Below are 21,513 nucleotides of genomic sequence, written 5' to 3' on the forward strand. Positions count from 1 at the left end.
AGCCAGCGAAGCGGTGCTGCGGATGGACACTCCCCGGCAGACGGGCAGCAAACGCAAACACTTCTGGCAGACCCGCCGGTTCAAGAACAATTTACCGCTGTGGGTCATGTTCGTTCCGGTTATCGCGTTCTATATCATTTTCAAATACACGCCCATGCTGGGACTGGTTATTGCCTTCAAGAATTATACCTTCTATGAGGGGGTATGGGGCAGCCAGTGGGTCGGCATGGACAATTTCACCAATCTGTTCACCCAGGCACAATCGGTGCAGATTATCCGCAATACGCTTGTGCTTAGTATATTGTCAGTGCTGGTCAGCTTTCCGTTCCCGATTGCCCTGGCGATTATGCTGAATGAGGTCCGCAACAAGGTTTTCAAAAAATCCGTTCAGACGTTAGTGTATCTGCCGTATTTCTTCTCCTGGGTCATTGTCGGAGGGCTGGTGGTGACGATCTTCGCCCAGACCGGGGTTGCCAATGTGCTGGTGGAGAAGCTGTTTGGCAAGCCGTTTCCGTTCCTCTTCGAGGAGTGGTCCTGGGTATCCATCTTCCTCGGCTCGGGCATCTGGAAGGATGCGGGCTTCAATGCGATTATCTATCTGGCTGCACTGACGTCCATTGACCCCAGCCTCTATGAAGCGGCGAGTATGGACGGAGCAGGCAAATGGAAGCAGATCCGCAACATCACGCTGCCCGGGATCAGCCCGACCATCGTCATCATGCTGATTCTCGCCATGGGACGGGTGATGGAGGTAGGGTTCGACCATGTGTACGTGCTGCAGAACTCGATTGTATCGGGGATCTCCGAGGTTATAAGTACGTACATCTATGCGATTGGACTACAGGGAGGGCAGTTCAGCCTGACCGCTGCACTGGGAATGTTCGATTCCCTCGTTGCGCTGACTCTGGTGCTGATCTCTAACGCCATTGCCCGGCGCTTCAATAAAGGCTTGTGGTAACAGGAGGACACTATGCAAAGTACAAAAGGTGAAAAGGTATTCTACGGCTTCAATTATCTGCTGCTGACGCTCTCAGGCATTCTGTGCCTGCTGCCTCTGCTCCATCTGGCCTCCCTGTCCCTCAGCGGCAAGGATGCCGTACTCTCCGGTTTTGTCACGTTATGGCCGGTGGAGTTCACCATCAGCTCGTATACCATGCTGTTCGAGGGAACGCCGGTGGTGCGTGCTTTTGGCAACAGTCTCCTGATTACTCTGGTCGGTGTGGCGGCCAGCATGCTGTTCACGATCTTCGCCGCCTATCCGTTGTCCCGCCGTGATTTCTACGGAAGACGCACGCTGACGCTGGCGATTGTGTTCACGATGCTGTTTACGGGCGGTCTGATCCCGACCTATCTCGTGGTCAGCAGTCTCGGGCTGGTGGATTCCTACGCAGCACTTTGGCTGCCGGCTCTGGTCAGCACTTATAATATGATGATCATGCGTTCCTTTTTCGAGAACATTCCCGAGGAGCTGGTGGAAGCGGCCAGAATTGACGGCTCCGGCGAATGGCGGCTGCTGGCGGGGATTATTCTTCCGCTGTCCCTGCCTGTGCTGGCGACGATCGGACTCTTTTACGGCGTGTATTACTGGAACTCGTTCTTCAATGTAATGATCTATATGAACAGTCCGGAGAAAATCAATCTGACGGTGCTCATCCAGCAGATGGTCAAGAGCCAGTCCGTCCTGCAGGAGCTGAACACGATGAACTCGCAGGAGGCCGTCAATATTACACCGGAGGGCATCAAGGCCGCCGGGATTATGGTGATGGTCATTCCGATGCTGGTTGTGTATCCGCTGCTGCAGCGGTATTTTGTCAAAGGCGTAACCATCGGGGCCATCAAGGGCTGATCATTGCTGCTCATATCCGTAACTACAAGAACATCATTCTAGGAGGGTCACATTCATATGTCCAAACCACTATGGCTTAGCCAAAAAAACGCTGCCGGAGCAGCCACCCTGATGCTCGTTATCGCTGTCACAGGCTGCGGCGGCAATAATGCTGCTTCCCCGGGCGGAGAGTCGAACAAGGAAGGAACCTCCGGGAAACGCGGGTCCATCACCGTCTCTTTGTATGACCGCGGCACGGTACCGGCAGAAGAGGGGACGATGAGCGACAACCGCTGGACGAAGTGGGTCAATGAGAACGGGCCGGTGAACGTCAAATACGTCACGGTTCCGCGTTTCGAATCCCTGCAGAAGTTCAATGTGCTGTTCGCATCGAAGTCTGCCCCTGACCTGATCTTTGAATTTGATACCGCTTACCAGGGACAGCTCTACAACCAGAAGCAGCTCCTGCCGCTGGATGACCTGATTGAGGGCAGCAGTACAGAGTATAAGGCGATGCTGGAGAAGTATCCGGCGCTGCGCAAGGCAGGCACGATGGCAGACGGCAAGCTGTACACGGTGGGACGTCCGATCCAGTTCGGTCCGCAGCATTACCTGTTTATCCGCAATGACTGGCTGAAGAAGCTGGGCTTAGAGGTTCCCACTACCCCGGAGGAGCTGCTGAAGGTGGCAAAAGCGTTCACTGAGCAGGACCCGGACGGCAACGGCAAAGCGGATACGCAGGGGACCGGGCTCAGCTTCGTGGCCGGAATTATTCTGAACAACATGTTCGGCACCGGGTTTACGCTGTTCGGCGAAGACCAATATCCTTGGGTACTGGAGAATGACAAGGTTGTGCATGACTGGGACCGGATCAAGGCGGCGATCTCCTTCCAGAAGGAGCTGTATGCGGCGGGTGTGGTGGATAAGGACTTCGTTACGGATAAAAACGGGGAGAAGCAGAAGCAGGACTGGATCTCCGGCAAGCTGGGGATTTACGGCGGCAACGGTGCCGATGTCAGCACCTATGAGACGCTCAAGAAGAACTTCCCGGAAGCCGAGGTGATTCCGATTGCCTTGCCAACGACGGAATTCGGCCAGTTCAGTCCGACGCTGACCTCTCCGATCCAGATGACTGGGATGGTGAATGCGTCGGCCAAAGACCCTGAATCCGTGATGAAGATGATTGATTTCATGATTACAAATGAATACACCACTACAATTCAGAACGGTATCGAAGGCGTGCATTACAACAAGACAGCCGATGGCCGCGCTGAGGTGATCGATCCGGAGAAGAACAAGAAGGAGCTGGAATACAACCGCGATATGGGCATGCTCACTCCGCTGATCGGCAAGAATTACGGGCTGAAGAACAAGGTGAACCCTACACCGGCTGAGCAGGATTTCATCGCAATCTATGAAAAGGCCGAGAAGCTGTACATGGACCCTGCCCGCCCGATTGTCGGCATTACGCAAAAGGCCTTCCTGCCGCTGCTGCCGCAGGATCTGACCCAGATCAACACCAATGCGAATAAAACGATCCTCGACCGGGCCATGCAGGCCATCGTCAGCTCCGATCCGGCTTCGGTGGACCAGTTCATTGAGGAAGCCAAGGGAGTCTGGGAGAAGGCAGGCGGACCCAAGGTCGATGAGTTCTATGCAACCTGGTATCAGGACAATAAAGCAGATGCCATCATGCTGAAGGATATTTATGAGATGGGCGAGCAATTGAGCGCAGTCGAATAAAGGTGAATCTTAACATAGGGGGCGGCGGAGTTGAACAATCAGGTTAGACAGATTCTGGAGCAGAGCTTTGCGGCTGCTTCGGAGGATATTGTGGTCGAGGAGGGGCTGGTCCGCTATGACTGGCCGGGTCATACCCGGCAGGTCTCCAAGCTGCCGTACTGCCACGAAGCCCGGTTCTCGGCGGGGTATTATGCTTACGGCACATTGCTGGGCCGGATAGATGAGGCGGCAGGGCTGGAGATGCTTGAATCGATTGCCGGGCTGCAGTTTACAGACCCGGAGCATCCGGATTATGGAGGGTTCCTCTGGTACCGGGAGGAGAGCGTGATTCAGGATTCGAATGCGGCGTTTTTTATCCTCATGCCGCTTGTCGTTGTACGCCTCTGTGATCCCGGTGTTTTGCCGGCCAGTCACCTGGAGGTGATCCGGCGGATGTTCAGCCATGCGGCGGCCTGGTTCTCTCAGGAATGCCGGACACCGGAGCTGTTCTACCCGAACAAGACGATGAGCGACGGCGCCATGCTGCTGGCCATCGCCCACTTCCTGGGTGAGCCTGAGTATCTGGAGACCGCAACCGCTTACTTCCGCAGATGGGAAGAATATACGGTCCGCCGGGGCTGGGGCTGGGGGGAGAACATCAGCCTGGTCTATCAAGGAGTGATGATGAACGCGCTGAGGATTGCCGGTTCTGTTCTGCAGGAGCATGACCGGGAGCTCGCCGGACGGCTGTCAGAGCGGATGGATGCACTGAAGAACATTCTTGTCTTCCATGACGGGGAGGAACTGGTTCCATCCATCCGCAGCTACAACTTCCGGGGAGAGATGAAACGGCCGAGCCTGCTGTGGCCGATTGCGGGGGTGACAGGGCTGGGCCGCCTGGCAGAGCAGAAATTCTCGCTTAATGATGCGGCAACGCTGCTCCTGTTCGAAGATGATTTCCTTCAGGGAGAAGACTCTCCGTCTGCGCAGCCTGTGCCCAGGGTTCTTGAGGAGCGGATCTTCGACGCCTCCCGTTCCTATAGCTGGATCGGACAGCATACCCGTCTGGGTAGCATCAACCGCTTCCCGGTCATGCCCGGAAGCTACCAGCATCCCACCTGGGGGCTGGGCTGGCAGAGCTTCCCGGTCAGCTTCAGCGTAAGGGACCAGCAGGTGTCCTATCTCCGCTGGTACGTGGATGATTCCGCAGCCGTGCGGACACATCCGGCGGAGGAGTACCGCATGGCCTATCTGATGCCCGCGCTGTTTGCGGAAGCGCTATACCCGGAGGTGGAGACACGTTCGGCCCAGCAGGACAATGCCGTGCTGGTGGTCCGCAGCATGACCCGGCTGCATAACCGGGCAGCGGAGCTTGCGGATGAATGGGTCATCCACCGCTATGACGGAGAGATTGCGCGTGTAATGAATACAGCCGGGGACCGGGAATGGCTCGTGCTGCATTATCCGGGCTGTGCGGTGGCGGTCACGGCGCTGAGGGGTATTTGTGCCGGGGCGGAGGCGCGCGCCGCACTGCCCGTCACGGTGGTGCGGGAGGAAGGGAGGATCAGGCTCCGCCAGGTCCTCTACTCCGGGGACAGCACCGTTCTGGCGTTGCCCCGCCTGGAAGCGGGCTGGGCGGTGATATGTCTGGACGAAGCAGCGGAAGCTGGCGATGTCCGCAGACTGCTGGATACGGTGCGGATCGATGACTTCGAGACGGATGACCGTGAGGTGCCGCGGGAGCCTTGGGCCCGGGCGCGGGAGATTGTGCTGGCGGCGGGCAATCAGCCGCCGGTCCGGCTAACCGTTGATCCTTATACACCGTGACAACGGAGTTCAGGCGGCCAGTGTAAATTTTGCCGTGCTAAGCTTAATTGCACTTTGTACAACTAAATCGCCTGATGTACCACCGAATATCTGTTTAGTTGTATTTCATACAATTAAACAGCCATTTGTACCTTGGATTCACCCATTTGGGCAGATTTAGTTGTACAGACTACAGCTATAAGAGGCAAGCCTGCCTTTTGACTGTTTTTAATTGCACATTATACAACTATCATTGATATCACTGAATGTTCACTTCAAATTAAACTTCATAAATTGCTGCATGGTTGAATGAATTCACTTCTGTAGCTCTAATGTTGTACTAGAACCGCTATACTTGCTTCCATACGGAAAGGTGGCTATTATGAGAAAAACAAGCCGGAAACCGTTTTTTGTATGCGTTATCATTATGCTGCTGCTGATAGGTCTTCTCCCGGCAGACCTTGGTTCTGTGGCCCGGGCAGACAGCACCTATAAGCTGGAAGAGACGTTCGAATCGTATAGCCCCGGCACGAAGCCGGCCGGATGGACGATCAAGACGCCGCCGCAGGGTGTGAGTGTTGCTGTGCAGTCCTGGGAAGGTTATGCCGGCAAGCTGCTGGAGCTTCATCAGGCGGCCAAAACGGCAAGCAGCTACAGTATAAGCAGATCCGTTACGGATGTTACGTACAGAAGCGTGTTAAGCTATTCGTTCCGGGCAGAGCAGACGGGAGCGGTGATCTACCTGCCTACCCCGCAGAGCGGTGCTGTTCCGCTGGTGAAGTTCGCCATTAACAATGGCGCGATCAGCTATATGAAAAAAGGCGCCGGCTCCTGGACCTCCGTGCTGCCGATTTCGGCAGGCGTATGGTATGATGTGCGCCTGGCGCTCGACGGCGGCAGCCACAGCTTCGATCTTTCCATTGACGGCAGCAGGCTGCTGACGAAGGAACCGATGGCAGAGGGCGCAGCGTTAACCTCCTTCTATATGGGGTTCTATAAAGACAGCATAGGCAAGATAGGCTTTGACAATTTTATTGTAAGCGGATACAAACAGGCGGAAAGTGCAGCCTTCTCTCAAGAGAATTACGAGCTGCGGAGAGGCGCCAAGCTGCCCTTGCCGCTCCAGTTCACACCTGCGGATGCTACGGATCAGAGCGCTGTCTGGTCTACCGGCAATGCAGAGGTGGCAGCGGTGGATGGCAATGGTCTTGTGACAGGCATCCGTCAGGGAGTCACGACGGTTACGGCACAGCCGAATGAGGGGCTTCCGGCAGTAACGGCTACGGTAGCCGTATATGAAGATCCGATCACGGCCATCGTGCTGGCTCCGCTGGAGCAGTCGGTTCCCTTAGGCTCCCGTGTGCTGTTACATGCCTCGGTAACTCCACTGGACAATACGGATACAGGTATCCAGTGGGGAACGGAGGACGAGAGCATTGCCGTGATTGACCGCTACGGAGAGCTGACGGGTGTAAGCGCCGGAACGACTACAGCCTTTGTCACGGATGAGACCGGGAGCGTGCGCGCCGAGACAGCCGTTACTGTGACCGGCCGGACAACCGGACAGGAGCTGTATGTTGCTCCCGGCGGAGACGACAGCAATGAAGGGACAGAAGCATTGCCCTTCCGGACGATTGCCCGGGCCCAGGCTGAGGTCCGCCAGTTGAACGCGGATATGGACTCTGACATCATCGTCAATCTGCGGCAAGGGACCTATACCCTGACAGAGCCGCTGGAATTCACACCGGAGGATTCAGGGACGAACGGGTATTTTGTCACTTACCGCAGCTATCCCGGAGAGCCGGCGGCCATCAGCGGCGGACGGTCTGTCACTGGCTGGACAATGTTTGACAGCGCCAAAGGCATCTACCGGGCGAATGCCGGAACCGGCCTTATGACACGCCAGCTGTTCGTGGATGGCATCCGGGCGGTCCGGGCGCGGAGCGCCGCGGGACTCGTGAATCCGGTGAAGACTGCAACCGGCTATACCTCCGATAATACAGAGCTGGCCGGATGGGGCAATACTGCCGATATGGAAATGGTATTCAATGAGCTGTGGACGAATTCCCGGATCAAGGTGGAGTCTATAGCTTCATCCGGCGGCAAAGCACAGATCGGCCTCCAGGAGCCAGGCCGGAGCGCAGTCTTCAACCGGGGATTAACTTCGGCAACGGTACCCGTGTACTACGAGAATGCGTTTGAGCTGCTGGATGAGCCTGGAGAATGGTACTACAACCGGGTAGAAGGCATGCTGTACTACAAGCCCCGCGCCTGGGAGGATCTGTCGACAGCTGACGTTGTAGTTCCGGTGCTGGAGCAGCTTGCTACAGTGTACGGGATATCGGCTGATGAACCGGTGCGCAATCTGAATTTTGAAGGCCTGAAATTTATGTACACCACCTGGAACCGCCCCAGTACGGCAGCGGGACATTCCGATTCACAGAATAACCATCTCCGTTATCCGTCCATCCCCGATGAGCTGACCGATGCGGCGGTGATGCTGGAGCTGGCCAATACTGTAAATTTCCGCAACAATGAGTTCACCAAGCTCGGCATTACGGCGGTGCGGATGCAGAACGGTGTTCAGAACAGCTTAATTGAAGGCAACCGCTTCTATGATATCTCAGGCAGCGCGCTGAACGTGGGCCAGCCGGATTCCTCGGACCGCATGATCTACCACCCGGCTGACCACAGGCTGCTGATGAAGAATAATGATGTGCTGAACAATGTGATTCATGACATCGGCATCGACTACAAATCTGCTTCCGCTGTATCTGCGGGGTATCCGGTAGATATGGACATCAGCCATAATGAAATGTACAATCTGCCCTACAGCGGAACACATATCGGCTATGGCTGGGATAAGCTGTTCGATGCCGCTACCCGGAACGTGAAGATTCAGAATAATCTGATCTATGATCTCATGGGAATGGGCTTGCGTGACGGAGGAGCCATCTACAGTCTTGGACCTACCGGGGCCACAGCGGGTGAGAAAAATCTGGTCACCGGCAACTACATCCGCAACCAGATGGACGGCAACTCCGCCTTATACACGGATGAAGGCTCCGCCTACTGGAAATTTGAGCATAATGTGATCGACCTGAAGGATACGCCGCTGTGGCATTCACCGCTCCGCTGGGCGATGGCCTATGTGCCGACGATCCATGATGTGGATTTCGTGAACAACTATACAACCACGGACGGGTATACCAACAACGGCCGCAAGGTTCTGTTTGAGAACAATACGGTCCAGCCGGATACAGAGTGGCCTCAGGCGGCAATGACGATCATTGACCAGGCCGGGCTGGAGCCGGAATATGCCTGGGCAGCAGAAGGGCAGGTCAGCCGCTGGAAGCTGGATCCGCTGAAGCTGGCTATTGGAGGGGGCGAACTTGCACCCATTCAAGCGCTGGACGGCAAAGACAGGCCGCTGGGCACGGAAACCAGCAGCTTCTATTACAGCATTCTTGATCCCTCCGTGGCCTCAGTTAATACCACGGGTGAGGTGACGGGACTCAGCCAGGGGCAGACGAAGCTTATCGTAAGCATCATTAACGGCTCCATCCTGCGGACAATCACCACGGATGTATTCGTGGGAGACACCTTAGCCGTTGTCCGCCTGGAGGGGCATGACGGTAATGTGGCATATGTTCATGAAGGTGCGGACATGCAGCTGCAGCCTTACGGCGAGACGCTGTTCGGCAACCGCGAGGAGCTGGAGGAGGTCAGTTATACGAGCAGTGATCCTTCCATCGTCAGTGTCAGCGGGAACGGCCTGTTAACGGCGTATCAGACCGGATCGGTAACCCTGACGCTGTCAGCCGGTTATCTTGGCACCGTGACGCAGGGGCAGTATGAGGTTAAGGTATGGAATGAAGCCAGCAAATACGATCATACCCTGCAGACAGAGGTACAGGACCCGGATGGCTGGTATGTCTCTGCCACTGCCAACGGGCTGAAGGAGACCGGAGCAGACCAATTGACCCTTCGCGCTCCCGGGGGGCATGTCATTTACCAGAACCGCAAATACCAGAATGAGCTGCTGGATTTCACTATGAAGATCAATGACAGCGCGGTCTCGTCCAATTGGTATGCCCTGATGCTGAATAATCAGAGCAAGGAACTGAGCTATAGTACCGGTAGTATGTACCTGGTGGTTATAGGGACATCGGGTATTGAGCTGCACCGCTTCAACGAAGGGGTGCGGACTGTGATCTATGGCAAGATTGACGGCCTGACCAGTCTGGGCGGGCCGGCCATTCCGAATACAGCCATAACCTTCGGGGAGCAGAGCCGCGTTCAGCTTGGCGCTTTTCAAGAGTCCGGGGGGGTGCGCCTGATCCTGAAGGTTGACGGGGTGCAGATCTTTAACTATCTGGACACCGCCGCAGGAGCGATTGGAGAAGCGGGATACTTCGGGCTGATCTCCCGCAATGCAAGCACAGAACTGGGGTACTGAACAGACTACACTTATGAACCCGGCCCCGTAGTCAATATCACTTAAGCGATAGCCAACATCTGGACTTACAGGGGATGACACCGATGCATAAGAAATGGCTGTACCGACTGATTCTTTCCTATCTGCCGATCCTGTTTGCTGTGGTATTTTGCCTGATTATCCTCTTTTTCCTGACCTTGAATGAAGCAATGGAGAGACAGACGGCCAAGGCAAACGGTGTATACGCAGAGAATGTGCTGCAGATCGTGGATACCACTCTCCGCAACCTGGAGACTACAACGATCAAAAGCCTGCTGCTGGATGATCAGGTGAGCAGTTATTTTGACCGCCCGGGGCAGCTTGACCCTTATCATGATTACGGGGTAACGGAGGTGCTGCTGGATTTCATGTCGCCGCTGCCGATGATCGATTCGGTCTATTTGTACCGTGCGGCCGACGGCAAAGTGCTGATGCAGCATTTCTCGTCCAGTCTGCCGGATTTCGGGGACCGCAGCTTTATTGAGACAGCGATGAAGAATACGGGCGGCCCTGTCTGGAGCGGAATCCGTGACCTGCAGCTTTTCTCCGGCGAGGATCAGCCGAAATCAGTCATTTCGCTGGTGGAGCAGGTCCCTTATTTTTCCGGTGAGCAGGGATTGATTGTCATTAACGTGCGGAAGCAGTCTATGCAGGCGCTGATTCAGGATATGAACATGACGAATACGGAGATCTGCCTGAAGGACGCCGGAGGGCGCGCTTTTGCAGGGGCGGATACCTGCTCAGACCCGCAGGCACAGGAGCAGGTGGTAAGCCGCATGTCTTCCTATACGGGCTGGACAATTAAGGTTGGAATGGCGCGCGCAGAGGCCTTCTCGCTGCTGTCAGCCTTCTCTAATGTCTGGGCGATTCTGGGCTTTGCGGCGGTCTTCGGCGGGATTGCGGCCATGACGTATATCAGCCACCGGAATTACCGTCCGATTGAGCAGGTAATGAGCCGGATTTACACGTTCGGAGCGGACCGTTCCTCAGGCTGGAAGCCGCAGAGCAAGGGGGATGATGAATTTTCCTTCATCAGCCATGCGCTGGAGAGTCTGATTGAGCAGACGAACAGCTATGAGAAGCAGCAGGCCGAAGGAATTCTGCACAGGCGGAATCAGTTGTTCAAAGAGCTGCTGGAGAACAGCGGCCAGGTGTCGGCAGAAATATGGAGCCGGGAATCGGAGCGGATTGGAATGAAAGGTGAATTTGCCGGCGCGGTTGTGGGAATTGCCGAGATTGATTTCTATGAGGCCTTTGCTGCAGACTACTCTGCTCGTGATCAGGCGTTGTTCAAATTCACCCTTCGCAGTGTGATTCAGGAGATCGCCGAGAAAGAAGGGGAACCGCTCTGGACAGAGTGGATTGGACCGGGGCGTCTCGGGCTGCTCTTCCGCCGTTTCGCCGCCGGAGCAACGGCTGATGGTGCCGAGAAGCCGCTGATGATTGCCGAGACTGCCCGCTCCTGGGTGAAGCAGCATCTCAAATTCACGGCAACCTTTGGCATCAGCGGGCCGGCGGCCGGTCTCAGCGGTTTATCGGATGCTTACCGCAAGGCCGCAGGTGCGCTGGAGCGTAAACTCACCAGCGGCCCCGACCGCGTCTATGCTGCACCGGCGGAAGGCAGTTCCCCGCCTCAGGCGGAAGGAATGGATGTGCTGGTGCAGGCCATCGGTGCCGTTCCCCAGCTGTACCGGCTGGGGAACGATGAGTGGAGGCCGCTGATGGAACGGATCTTCGGGCTGCTGGCAGGCGGCAATTACTCTAAGGAGGACATTGTCCGCCTGCTGCAGCTGCTGGAGGCAGGCCTCTCCAGGGAGATGCAGGAGCTGCCGCCGGAGATGAAGGGGATATGGAATAACGGGTCGCTGCGCGGAATTCCGCAATCTCCGGAATCCTTCGAATGGATAGAGGAGCTGCGCGGGGAGCTCCTGGCTTCTCTGGAGGAGATGGAGGAGGCGCTCCGCGGCCTGCGGATGAACCGGGAGCAGTATACGCTGGCCAACAAGGTGCGTGAGTATATTGCCCTGCATTACGCCGATCCAGATTTCTCCCTGACCCATGCCGCCGACAGCTTCGCGATGAATACCAAAGCGCTGAGCCGGATCTTCAAGGAAGAAATCGGCGAGAATTTCGTCGATTATCTGGCCCGGCTGCGGATGGACGAGGCCAAACGCCTGCTGACAGAGACCTCCGAGCCTGTCCAGAATATCGCCGAGCGGGTGGGGTATTTGTATCCAATGTCCTTCATCCGCGTGTTCAAGAAGCTGGAGGGCGTAACCCCGGGAGAATACCGCAAGGAGCGGAGCGGCCCTCCGCATGGCGAGCGGCAGGGCTAGCCTGGGCCGGGCAGATATTGCCGGGGATTAAGGGCGGATCAGATGCATTTTCCACAGGCCCATGGGCGGGCATATAGCTTGAAAAGGCGGCAGGGGAGTTTCCCCTTGCCGCCTTTCTTTCTATATATCTGTGCTCATGGAAGGGGAGGTAAGATTCTATTGTACTTTGTAACGAAATGCAATAGAATATCATTTTTCCGCAATTCCAAAGGAGTTCTATTGCACAAAGTACAATCAGCCAAACCCGCAACATTATCCCGGTTGCCGATATTGAGAAAACTGCAGTTTTCCGCTTGTCTGCCGCTACATTCCGGCCTTATGCATCCGGTACTCGGAGGGCGTGCACAGGAACACTTTTTTGAATTGTCTGGAATAATAATTATGATCCCGGAACCCGCTGTCCATGGCCACCTGTGAGATGGTTAATCCGGCATTGCGCAGCAGCGTGCAGGAGTACTCCAGCCGTTTGCGGATGACATAATCCATGGGCGTCGTATGATAATTCCGGGTGAATACGCGGAGGAACTGGCGCTTCGACATATAAGCCAGATCTGCCAGAGACTGAAGTGAAATAGGCTGCAGGAAATGCTCCTCAATATAGGTAACCGCCTCACCGATCTGCAGCGCCCTGTTCTCCGTTCCGCCGCCATTCTGCCGGTAATATCGTGATAGTGTGCCGACAAGCGCGGTGAAATACGTACGGATCATCAGCCGGTAGCCGTCAGACTGCCGGTCATACTCCTCCAGAATCCGGTCCAGCAGAACAGTAGCCTCTTCCAGCTGCGCGGGCTGCAAGGAGAGCATGCCTTTGAAATACATCTCTTTGCGGAAGAACGGCTCCAGATAGAACAGCGCCTGAAACCCCGGCAGGAGCTTCAGCTCAGGCAGCTGCAGCAGCTGATCGGGATGGAACATCACATTAATGTACTCAATATTCTGCACATTTTTGTACCCATGCGAAATATCGCTGTGGATAAAAAACACCTGCCCCGCCGATACGGGGTACTCCCTTCCTTCAATGATATGAATCGCGCTTCCCTCCAGAATGACCACCAGCTCCGAGAAATCATGGCAGTGAACATAATAATCCTGAGTCAGCGGGCATTTCTGAATGCGGAAAGTAAAGCCAGGCTCGAGTCCTAAATCCCGTGCATAGAGTTTATTTGTCATGTCGTTATTATGCTAAAGAAGGGCATGATCGTCAAGGAACCGTTCCGCCGTTTGCGTTAATCTTAAGAGGAAGATGACACACGGTTGGAGGGAATTTATGCAGAGATGTTTATATAGAGCCGAATGCAGAGAGGGCTGCGACCCGGCTGCTTTTTTGGGCTCACAGGTGGAATTGCTTAATGAACGTATGGACTGGCTGGGCATTTCTTGGCTAAGCATCTTTCAAGACGGCCAGGGGCTGTTTCTATATTACGAATGCAGCGGCACGGGGGTTGAGCCGGAGGAGCTGTTTCCGGGCGCATTGGAGATCCTCAAGGTCTGGCCGGGCGGGGAGTATCCGCGGCTGTGGGTGCCGATGATGGACATTTTTCATTATCAGCAGCCGGTGTCCGGGCAGCATTGGAAGCGCAACCAGGTTCCGGGGGCTCCCTACGGCAGGCTGGCAGTACTCAAGCCGGAGCAGGTCTCAAGCTATGTCTATTACCATTATCAATATCAGGAGGAGCGCCCGGGAGACGGTGACAAATACGGGATCATCGGTCTTCATGAGAACCTGCTGTTCTTTTATTCCGAGCTGCCCGCAACCGTGGAGCCCGCTCCCTATAGGGGGAAACTCACAACCAATCTGCGTCCGGAGCAGTGGGGAGAGGTTATGGAGCCGCATTTTATCAAGTGGAAGAATGTAGAGCCGGATCAGGAAATCTGGAAAAAGCTTACGCCTGTCCTAACGGTCAACCTCCCGCAAAGGGGAAAAGGAGAATGAATATGCTGCGCACATCCATATGCCTGAACGGCGAATGGGATTTCATGCCGCTCTACGATCAGCCGCGCTGCCGCAGTCTTCCTGAGAGGCTGCAATATGAGGCACGCAAGATACAGGTGCCTTCGAGCTGGCGCCACAGCTATAAGACGCCTTCGGGCAGCAAATTTGGAGAAGTACCGGACCATAACTTCGTGCCGTTTGATGTGTACGGCTACCCGGGAGAATGGGATGCGGCCGAGGCTGGGGTGCTGCACCGTTCTTTTCAGGTGCCGGAGACTATGCTGGGGCAGCGGATTGTGCTGCGCTTCGATGGAATCATGCAGAAGGCAGCGGTATATCTGGACCGCGAGCGGATTGCCGTCTGGGAGGACGGGTATCTGCCTTTGCGGCTGGATATCACCCGGCTGGTGCAGCCCGGCCGGGAGCAGCAGCTGCATGTGGTATGCGGAAGCTTCGACATGGCGGTGCTCCCCTCCGGGGAGGAAAGAATCACCGGACTTGCCGGTTCGTGGTTCGGCAGGATCGCAAGGGGAATATGGCAGGATGTCTTCCTCGAAGGCTACCCGCCTGTATCGCTGGAGGATCTCACGATCCGCACCTCTGTCCGGCAGGGCATGCTGGAAGTAGAGGCCCTTATTGGGACGGAATCCGGCGGACCTGCGGTGGAATCGCTGCAGGTGTTCCTGAAAGTCAGGGAACGGAAGGCCGGTACCCTGCCTGTGAAGGGTGCAGAGCCGCTGCCGGTGCTTGAAGCGGAAGCAGGAGTAGATGTTCTTCCTGCGCAGGCAGGAGAAGGACGGCAATTATGCTGGAACACCGGCAGCCGGGAGTGGGGCGGAGCATCTTTTGCGCTGCCCTGGCAGGATGCCGTGCTGTGGAGTCCGGATCACCCGGTTCTATATGAGCTGGAGCTGGAGCTTCAGGCAGACGGAGAGGTCCTTGACCGTCAGACCGATGTATTCGGCTTCCGGGAGTTCTGGTGCGAAGGCCCGCAGTTCATGCTGAACGGGATTCCCGTTAACCTGCGGGGCGATTCCTGGCATTTCCAGGGGGCGGCGCAGCAGACAGAAGACTATATCCGCAATTGGTACCGTCTGTGCAGACAGGCGGGCATCAACAGCATCCGGCTGCATGCCGAGCCGTATCCGGCTGATTATCTGCGGATTGCCGATGAGGAAGGGATGCTGATTGTCGATGAGACAGCAATCTACGGGTCGAGCAAAACCATGGATGCTGCTCACCCTGACTTCATCTCCAATTGCCGGGCGCATGTGCAGCGGCTGGTACAGCGGGATAAGAATCACCCATCCGTCATTCTGTGGAGCGTGCAGAACGAGATGCGCTGGGTGGACGGCCGGGATACCTACAAACAGCATATCCCGGGTCTGATGGAGCTGATGAGAGCCCTTGATTCTACCCGCCCGATTATGGTGGAAGGGGATAACCGGTTGGTCACCAAGCCAGGGACAGAGGTGGAGAGCCGCCATTACAACATTGACGGCACGATCGCGCAGTGGGACCGCAGCGTTCCGCTCACCTTCGGCGAGCATGGCGGATGGTGGTACATCTGCCCGCAGAACAGCAGCATGTATGTCGGACTGGATGCATACCGTGACTCAGATGCAAGTGCTGCCGGCTTGGCCCAGAAGGAAAGGCTGTTCGTGGAGTATGCACGCCGCCAAGGTGTCTCCGGTATCTCTACCTTCAACTTCGCCCATTATTTCATGCGGGCGATGCCGGAACGGAATATTCAGCTGCCGCCTGCCGACCTGACCACACCAGGCCCTAAGCCTGCGGTAATTCCGGCTTACTCCCTTTCCCTGAACAACGGGCTGCTGCCGGAGGAATATCCGGCATTCAAGGCCAATCCCGCTTTTGCCATTATGGCTGAAGCCTTCAAGCCGGTAACATTGATTGCCGCCGAATATAACCGCTGCTTCTTCGATGATGAGCCGGTCCGCCGCAGCTTCGATGTCTACAACGATACGCTGGCAGAACAGGAAGTGACTGTTGAATGCACAGTCCGGCAAGGCGGACATGTGGTTCATAGCGAGACGTTCCGTTTCCGCCACGAGCCTGCCGCCCGCAAGAGCATCCGGCTGGAATGGATGCCGCAACCGGTCAATGGCGAAGGAGCTGGAGTGGGAGGGGATGAAGGCGTAGGAGCAAGAGCAGGAGATGGTGCAGAAGTAAGAGTAGGGGTGGGAGCACCAGCAGCATCAGCAGGAGTAGCAGAAGCGGAAGCGGTGCTGTCTGCCCGGCTGTTCCATGGCACGGAGCTGAAGCATGAGCTTCAGTTAAGCTACCGGCTGCTGTCCGGAAGCTGCAAGACAGAGCCGGTAGAAGTAGCGCTTCCCGCTTCTTATATAGGCTCTGACCGGGACTATGAGGCGATCCGCACCCTGGTGCCCGGTCTGGTCCGGGCAGAAGCGGAGGCGGTAGAGCGGCTTGCGGGCGGGACGCTGCTGATTGTCGGCAGCCGTATGCAGGACAAGGACGGGGCGCTGGACCGGAAGCTGAGAAGCTATGTGCAGCGGGGCGGCAGATTACTGCTGCTGGAACAGCTTCACCTCTCCCCCGGCAGGCTCCCGCTGGTACGCAGGGAATTCATCCGTGCCCATGCAGGCGACTATGGGCATCCGGTGCTCCAGGGTCTGAGTGCTGAGGACCTCATGTACTGGCATGAGGGGCTGCGCGAGGACGGGCCGCTGCCGATTATCCGGGCGGCGTTCGAGAAGCCGGTGACCGGCGATTTCACCCTGCTGCTGGAATGCAGCGCGGGTGACTTTGGAGACGGCGGCGATCTGTGGTCGCCGCTGCTGGAGTACCGGAGCGGAGCGGGCATGTTCCTGGCGAATCAGCTGGAGATCATGGATCATCTCCACCGGATTCCCCAGGCCTGCCTGCTGCTGCGGAGCCTGCTCCAGTATGCGGGCCGCGCGGTCCACGCGGCCGCTGTACCGGTGCCCGCTGCGGTGTGGGTCCGCAGCGGCGGGGCGGCGGAAGCCTTGCTGGGCAAGCTCCGCCTGAAGGGCCAGAGGCTGGACAGCGCCGCAGGCTTGTCCAGCCTGAACCCCGGCCTCCTGGTCGTGGAGGCCGGACTGCTGCACGGCCCGGGCGCGGCGGAAGCCGTCCGGCAGGCAGCGCAAGCAGGCAGCACAGTGCTGGTGCTGCCTGCAGAGCCAGGCGGGCAGCAGGCGCTTGCCCGCCTGCTGGACCGCCCCGTGCGCATCGCGCCGCACGGGACCTATCATCTGGCGGCGGACTATACGCACGCCGCCGTCTGCGGGATCAGCCCTGTCGACCTGTTCGGGTTCGACAAGGTGCATCTCTCGCCCCGGGACGTGGTCAACCGGGAGCTCGCCGGTCACAGGCTGGAGGTGCAAGGCGCGGAGGTGCTGTGCACCAGCGTGGAAGGCACAGCCTGGAAGGATTACTTCGCCGGGTTGCATACGGCGGAATACAGCAGGCTGGCGCTGGTCGAGCTGAACCGCAGCAAGGCCTGTGCTCCCGGAGCCTTTGTGATCCGCCAGGCAGTCGGCGAGGGTGAGATTATCTGCTCGCAGCTGCTCACCGACCCGGGCAGTGACAAAAGCCTGAGGCTGTACACCCGCCTGCTGGGCAATCTGGGCGCCGCCTTCACGGATGAGCTGCTGCAGCTGGATAAAGGAGATGCGCAGTGGGCGGTGGAAGCCGCGATGACGCTGTTCTGTCCGCCGTATACCGATTATCAGGCCATGAAGGATTACTATACCGACCCGGAATTCTCCCTGAACAATCTGGGCGAAGGCCTGTACGGCTGGATGAAGAAAAAAGAACGGCGCGAAGACGGAACGCTGCTGATCCCGGCACCGGAAGGCCGTCCGCTGTTTCTGAGCTGCTTCGTGCATCTGCCTGCGCCCGTCTCCGGCACCGGGGAACCTGCGAATATCCGAACCGGCAGGCTGCGGGTGAACTCAGAATGTGCTTACGAGATCTATATGAACGGTCAGCATGTGACTCAGCCGGAGCGGGAGATCATTTTGAGAAAAGGAATCAACCGGCTGGTTGCCATCGTCCGGGGAAGCCGGGAGGATATCTCCTTCGGCATGGTTTTCCTGAACCCGGATAGCACATATATGAATGATTTGGAGTTCCGCATGACAATGGATGAGGTTGAGCCTAAATAAGCAATAAGAATAAGCAATGAGTAATCCTAAATGGAGAGGAGCCAGACTAATGACGAACCAACCGGGAACAATCCATCTGGCAGGCCATTCCGGCCGCACACAGAGTAACAATGCTGCAAAACCTGCAGCCGGGGGCAGCGCGTTTGCCCGCGAGCAGGAGCTGGACCAGTATTTCACCTTCCGCGATGACGCGAAGGAGGTAGAGTTCAAGCGCCATGATATGCCGACCCCATGGCTGAACTATTTATCCAACGGCACCTTCCATACCATGCTGTCCCATGCGGGCGGCGGATTAGCCTTTTATAAATCCCCGCAGATCTGGCGGATTACACGCTATCGTTTCTTTCATCTGCCGACCGACCGCTCCGGCCCTTATATTTACCTGCAGGATGCCGGAACGGGCAGCTACTGGTGCCCTACCTATGAGCCTGCTTTTCAGAAGCCGCAGGAGTGGAAGAGCAGCCACGGCATGGGGTATACCCGCTTTGAAGCCGCGCAGGATGAAGTTTCGGCAAAAACCGTTTATTTTGTCGGACCTTACGAGAACTCGCTGATCTGGAATTTGACGCTGACTAACCATAGTACAGAGGTCAAGGATCTGAACGTGTATGCCTATGCCGAGTTTGGCATGATGGAATTCATGCGTGAGCTGCAATGGCAATGCTACAACAAGCATCAGGTGTCGGTGCAGTATCATGACAAGGAAGCCCTTATCTACAAGTACGGAGTTGAGAATCAGCCCAAGCCGGATGAGACGCCGCTGGTCTATATGATGTCGGATGCGCCGCTGGCCGGTTATGACGGGGACCGGGAGGAATTCATCGGCAGCTACCGAAGTGAATCGAATCCGGCTGCGGTTGAGCAGGGCGGCTGTACAGGCTCGACAATACTTGGCGGAGATCCTTGCGGAGCGCTTCAGGTTCAAGTGAGGCTGCAGCCCGGCGAGATCCGCACCGTGAACTTCTTCCTGGGGACGGCGATGAATGAGGCTGAGATCGAACAGGCCATCGGCCATTCCCGGGAGAAGAATTTCGTCACCCGTTCCTTTGCGGCGCTTAAGGAGAACTGGGACAGCTATCTGGGCGCCTGGAACTGCGAATTGCCGGATAAAGATGCGCAGCGCATGATCAATATCTGGAATCCGTATCAGTCGCAGCGGAACTTTCTTTTCTCGCGCAATATTTCGTTCTATGCTACGGGAACATTCCGGGGAGTAGGCTACCGGGATACCGCCCAGGATATATTGGCCGTAGCTCCATTAGATCCGGAGGCAGCCAAAGACAAGGTCCGTCTGCTGCTTGGGCAGCAGTATCAGGACGGGCATGTGAATCATTACTTTTTCCCGAATGAGGGCTGGGACCCGGTGACCAGTATTCACTCGGATGACCACCTGTGGACGGCGCTGGCCGTATGGGATATTCTCGCAGAGACCGGCGATGCCGGATTCCTGCAGGAAAGTCTGCCTTTCTATGATGGCGGGGAAGCACCGCTGTATGATCATTTGAAGCGTGCGGTAGACTTCACCGTCTCCCGGCTGGGGCCGAACGGCTTCCCGCTGATGCTCCGCTCGGACTGGAATGACCAGCTGTTCCGCGTATGCCGTGAGGGCAGGGGGGAGAGCATCTGGACGGCGATGCAGTTCGGAACCGTGCTGCTGCGCATGAAGGACCTGGCGGCGGCAGCCGGTCATCCGGAGCATGCGGCGGATTATGACAGGCTGTACGAGGAGCAGAAGCGGCTGGTGAACACGCTCGGTTGGGACGGCCAATGGTTCCGGCGGGCAGTCATGGATGACGGGCGTTATCTGGGCACCGCAGAGCATGATGAAGCCCAGATCTGGCTTAACGCCCAGACATGGGCAACCCTGTCCGGCATGGGTGAGCCTGATAAAGCGCTCCAGGCCATGGACAGTGTCCGCGACATTCTGGATACGGAGCTTGGCATTAAGAAGCTGCACCCGTCCATTACCAATTTCCCCGATCCTGCAGATCCATTGACCAATTACAACAAGGGGACAGGCGAGAACGGGGCCGTCTTCTGCCACGCCAATACCTGGGCGATTATTGCGGAATGCATGCTGGGCAGAGGAGATCAGGCCTACAAATATTACCGCCAGCTGATTCCTAATATTGCGATGGAGCAAGCCGGATTATGGCGCTATAAAGCGGAACCGTACGTCTATGCCTCCAACCTGTTCGGACCGGAATCTGACAGATTCGGGCTGGCGAATGTATCCTGGCTGACCGGAACTGCTGCGTGGATGTATGTAGCCGCTACGCAGTATATTATGGGCATTAAGCCCGTACTCGGCGGACTTTCGGTTAACCCGTGCATCCCTTCTTCCTGGGAGGGCTTTTCCGTTTCCCGGAGATTCCGCGGCTGCTTGTATGAGATTACCGTGAAGAACGAGAGCGGTGTCTGCACAGGCGTCAAGGAAATCCGTGTTGACGGTGAACTGCTGGCAGGTACGGTAGTGCCTGTCTATCCGGATCGTAGCTCGGTGAAAGTGGAGGTTCTACTATAGTTGTAGGCAGAGCTTAATGCATACTCAAAAGTGTCCCGCCAGCTGCACCAGCAGAATTATGGCGGGCATTTTTTTATCCCTCGAAATAGCAATTATCCTCAAATTCTCCGTCACGGGATGCTGCGGCGGCCGGAAATAGCAGTTGGATTTTCTCCAATTGCTGATGAACGAAGAGCGTCTGCTGAAACAGCAGTTGGATAAACAGCACTTAAATCGCTGCGTATGAGCTACATGAAGGTAAATGAACCGAATTAAATGCCTTTTTTCCAATTGCTTGCTTGAAATCACTCAATTCTTCCGAATTAAGATACGTTTTTCCACTTATATAAGCTGAACTTAAGAATGATGATATGGCCTGCCGATGGACGAACCCCTTGCTACCCAAGGGTTCCGCCCATGCAGCAAGTTAGATACTTAAGTTCACTCTATATAGCATCATATGGGCGGACTCTCATAACAGCACTCAGCAGCCGGCTTATGCAAACTCCACACACCTTTCGCTCGCAATACCAGTGCCATTCTCAGCAGCCTCCATAATTTCCTCAAAACTTCCCTCAAAACTTCCCCCAACCGGCGCGCGGGCTTTGCTCAAGGTGGAGGTCAACCCTCCGAAAAAACAGGCTTGTTTCCGGGTTTACTTTTCCGCCGGGCGTGATATAGTATAGCTATAAGTTGCGTTGAGGAAATATAGTTGCATTATCGCAACAATGATTATCATTCT

At 56.3% G+C, this 21,513-nt stretch carries 10 protein-coding genes; 9 read left to right on the plus strand and 1 reads right to left on the minus strand.

The window, feature by feature from the left end; translation table 11 throughout:
• Nucleotides 1–22: 22 nt before the first annotated feature.
• The 6 genes from NSQ73_RS02170 to NSQ73_RS02195 all read left to right on the plus strand — a co-directional run bounded on the left by NSQ73_RS02170 (nucleotide 23) and on the right by NSQ73_RS02195 (nucleotide 12,166).
• The gene (locus NSQ73_RS02170; protein WP_340948871.1) at nucleotides 23–958 is read left to right on the plus strand and encodes an ABC transporter permease; all 936 of its coding nucleotides are present in this window, start codon (nucleotides 23–25) and stop codon (nucleotides 956–958) included.
• A gap of 12 nt (nucleotides 959–970) precedes the next feature.
• A complete protein-coding gene (locus NSQ73_RS02175; protein ID WP_340985262.1) occupies nucleotides 971–1,846 on the plus strand; it encodes a carbohydrate ABC transporter permease in 876 nt (291 codons plus the stop codon).
• Between the two features lie 57 nt (nucleotides 1,847–1,903).
• Nucleotides 1,904–3,568, plus strand: coding sequence for an extracellular solute-binding protein (locus NSQ73_RS02180; RefSeq protein WP_340985263.1), 1,665 nt, complete (start codon nucleotides 1,904–1,906; stop codon nucleotides 3,566–3,568).
• 30 nt (nucleotides 3,569–3,598) lie between these two features.
• Entirely contained in the window at nucleotides 3,599–5,374 is a 1,776-nt protein-coding gene (locus NSQ73_RS02185; protein ID WP_340985264.1) for a hypothetical protein, read from the plus strand.
• 361 nt (nucleotides 5,375–5,735) lie between these two features.
• Nucleotides 5,736–9,812 (plus strand): Ig-like domain-containing protein, encoded by a 4,077-nt coding sequence (locus NSQ73_RS02190; RefSeq protein ID WP_340985265.1) that lies wholly within the window; start codon nucleotides 5,736–5,738, stop codon nucleotides 9,810–9,812.
• 83 nt (nucleotides 9,813–9,895) lie between these two features.
• Entirely contained in the window at nucleotides 9,896–12,166 is a 2,271-nt protein-coding gene (locus NSQ73_RS02195) for a helix-turn-helix domain-containing protein (RefSeq protein WP_340985266.1), read from the plus strand.
• 303 nt (nucleotides 12,167–12,469) lie between these two features.
• On the opposite strand, the gene NSQ73_RS02200 is transcribed toward NSQ73_RS02195, so the two are convergent.
• Nucleotides 12,470–13,336 (minus strand): helix-turn-helix domain-containing protein, encoded by an 867-nt coding sequence (locus tag NSQ73_RS02200; RefSeq protein WP_076247025.1) that lies wholly within the window; start codon nucleotides 13,334–13,336, stop codon nucleotides 12,470–12,472.
• A gap of 97 nt (nucleotides 13,337–13,433) precedes the next feature.
• On the opposite strand from NSQ73_RS02200, the gene NSQ73_RS02205 reads away from it, so the two are divergent.
• The 3 genes from NSQ73_RS02205 to NSQ73_RS02215 are packed head-to-tail and all read left to right on the plus strand — an operon-like array spanning nucleotide 13,434 to nucleotide 20,792.
• Complete coding sequence (locus tag NSQ73_RS02205; protein WP_340985267.1) at nucleotides 13,434–14,099, plus strand: hypothetical protein; 666 nt, start codon at nucleotides 13,434–13,436, stop codon at nucleotides 14,097–14,099.
• On the plus strand, nucleotides 14,096–18,268 hold the full coding sequence (locus tag NSQ73_RS02210; RefSeq protein WP_340985268.1) for a glycoside hydrolase family 2 TIM barrel-domain containing protein: 4,173 nt from the start codon (nucleotides 14,096–14,098) through the stop codon (nucleotides 18,266–18,268). The genes NSQ73_RS02205 and NSQ73_RS02210 overlap by 4 nt, the downstream gene beginning before the upstream one ends.
• Before the next feature lie 49 nt (nucleotides 18,269–18,317).
• Nucleotides 18,318–20,792 carry a GH36-type glycosyl hydrolase domain-containing protein gene (locus NSQ73_RS02215; RefSeq protein ID WP_340985269.1) on the plus strand — a complete coding sequence of 825 codons (2,475 nt, stop codon included), beginning with the start codon at nucleotides 18,318–18,320 and terminating at the stop codon, nucleotides 20,790–20,792.
• Nucleotides 20,793–21,513: the final 721 nt, after the last annotated feature.

The organism is Paenibacillus sp. FSL R10-2736 (assembly GCF_038000245.1).
In the GTDB taxonomy this organism is placed as follows: Bacteria; Bacillota; Bacilli; order Paenibacillales; family Paenibacillaceae; genus Paenibacillus_AQ; species Paenibacillus_AQ phytohabitans.

Bases quoted from the DNA above. Each gene is read 5' to 3' on its own strand.
- NSQ73_RS02180 (WP_340985263.1), top strand. From the start codon at position 1,904: ATGTCCAAACCACTATGGCTTAGCCAAAAAAACGCTGCCGGAGCAGCC.
- NSQ73_RS02205 (WP_340985267.1), top strand. From the start codon at position 13,434: ATGCAGAGATGTTTATATAGAGCCGAATGCAGAGAGGGCTGCGACCCG.
- NSQ73_RS02170 (WP_340948871.1), top strand. From the start codon at position 23: ATGGACACTCCCCGGCAGACGGGCAGCAAACGCAAACACTTCTGGCAG.
- NSQ73_RS02215 (WP_340985269.1), top strand. From the start codon at position 18,318: ATGACGAACCAACCGGGAACAATCCATCTGGCAGGCCATTCCGGCCGC.
- NSQ73_RS02210 (WP_340985268.1), top strand. From the start codon at position 14,096: ATGAATATGCTGCGCACATCCATATGCCTGAACGGCGAATGGGATTTC.
- NSQ73_RS02195 (WP_340985266.1), top strand. From the start codon at position 9,896: ATGCATAAGAAATGGCTGTACCGACTGATTCTTTCCTATCTGCCGATC.
- NSQ73_RS02175 (WP_340985262.1), top strand. From the start codon at position 971: ATGCAAAGTACAAAAGGTGAAAAGGTATTCTACGGCTTCAATTATCTG.
- NSQ73_RS02190 (WP_340985265.1), top strand. From the start codon at position 5,736: ATGAGAAAAACAAGCCGGAAACCGTTTTTTGTATGCGTTATCATTATG.
- NSQ73_RS02200 (WP_076247025.1), bottom strand. From the start codon at position 13,336: ATGACAAATAAACTCTATGCACGGGATTTAGGACTCGAGCCTGGCTTT.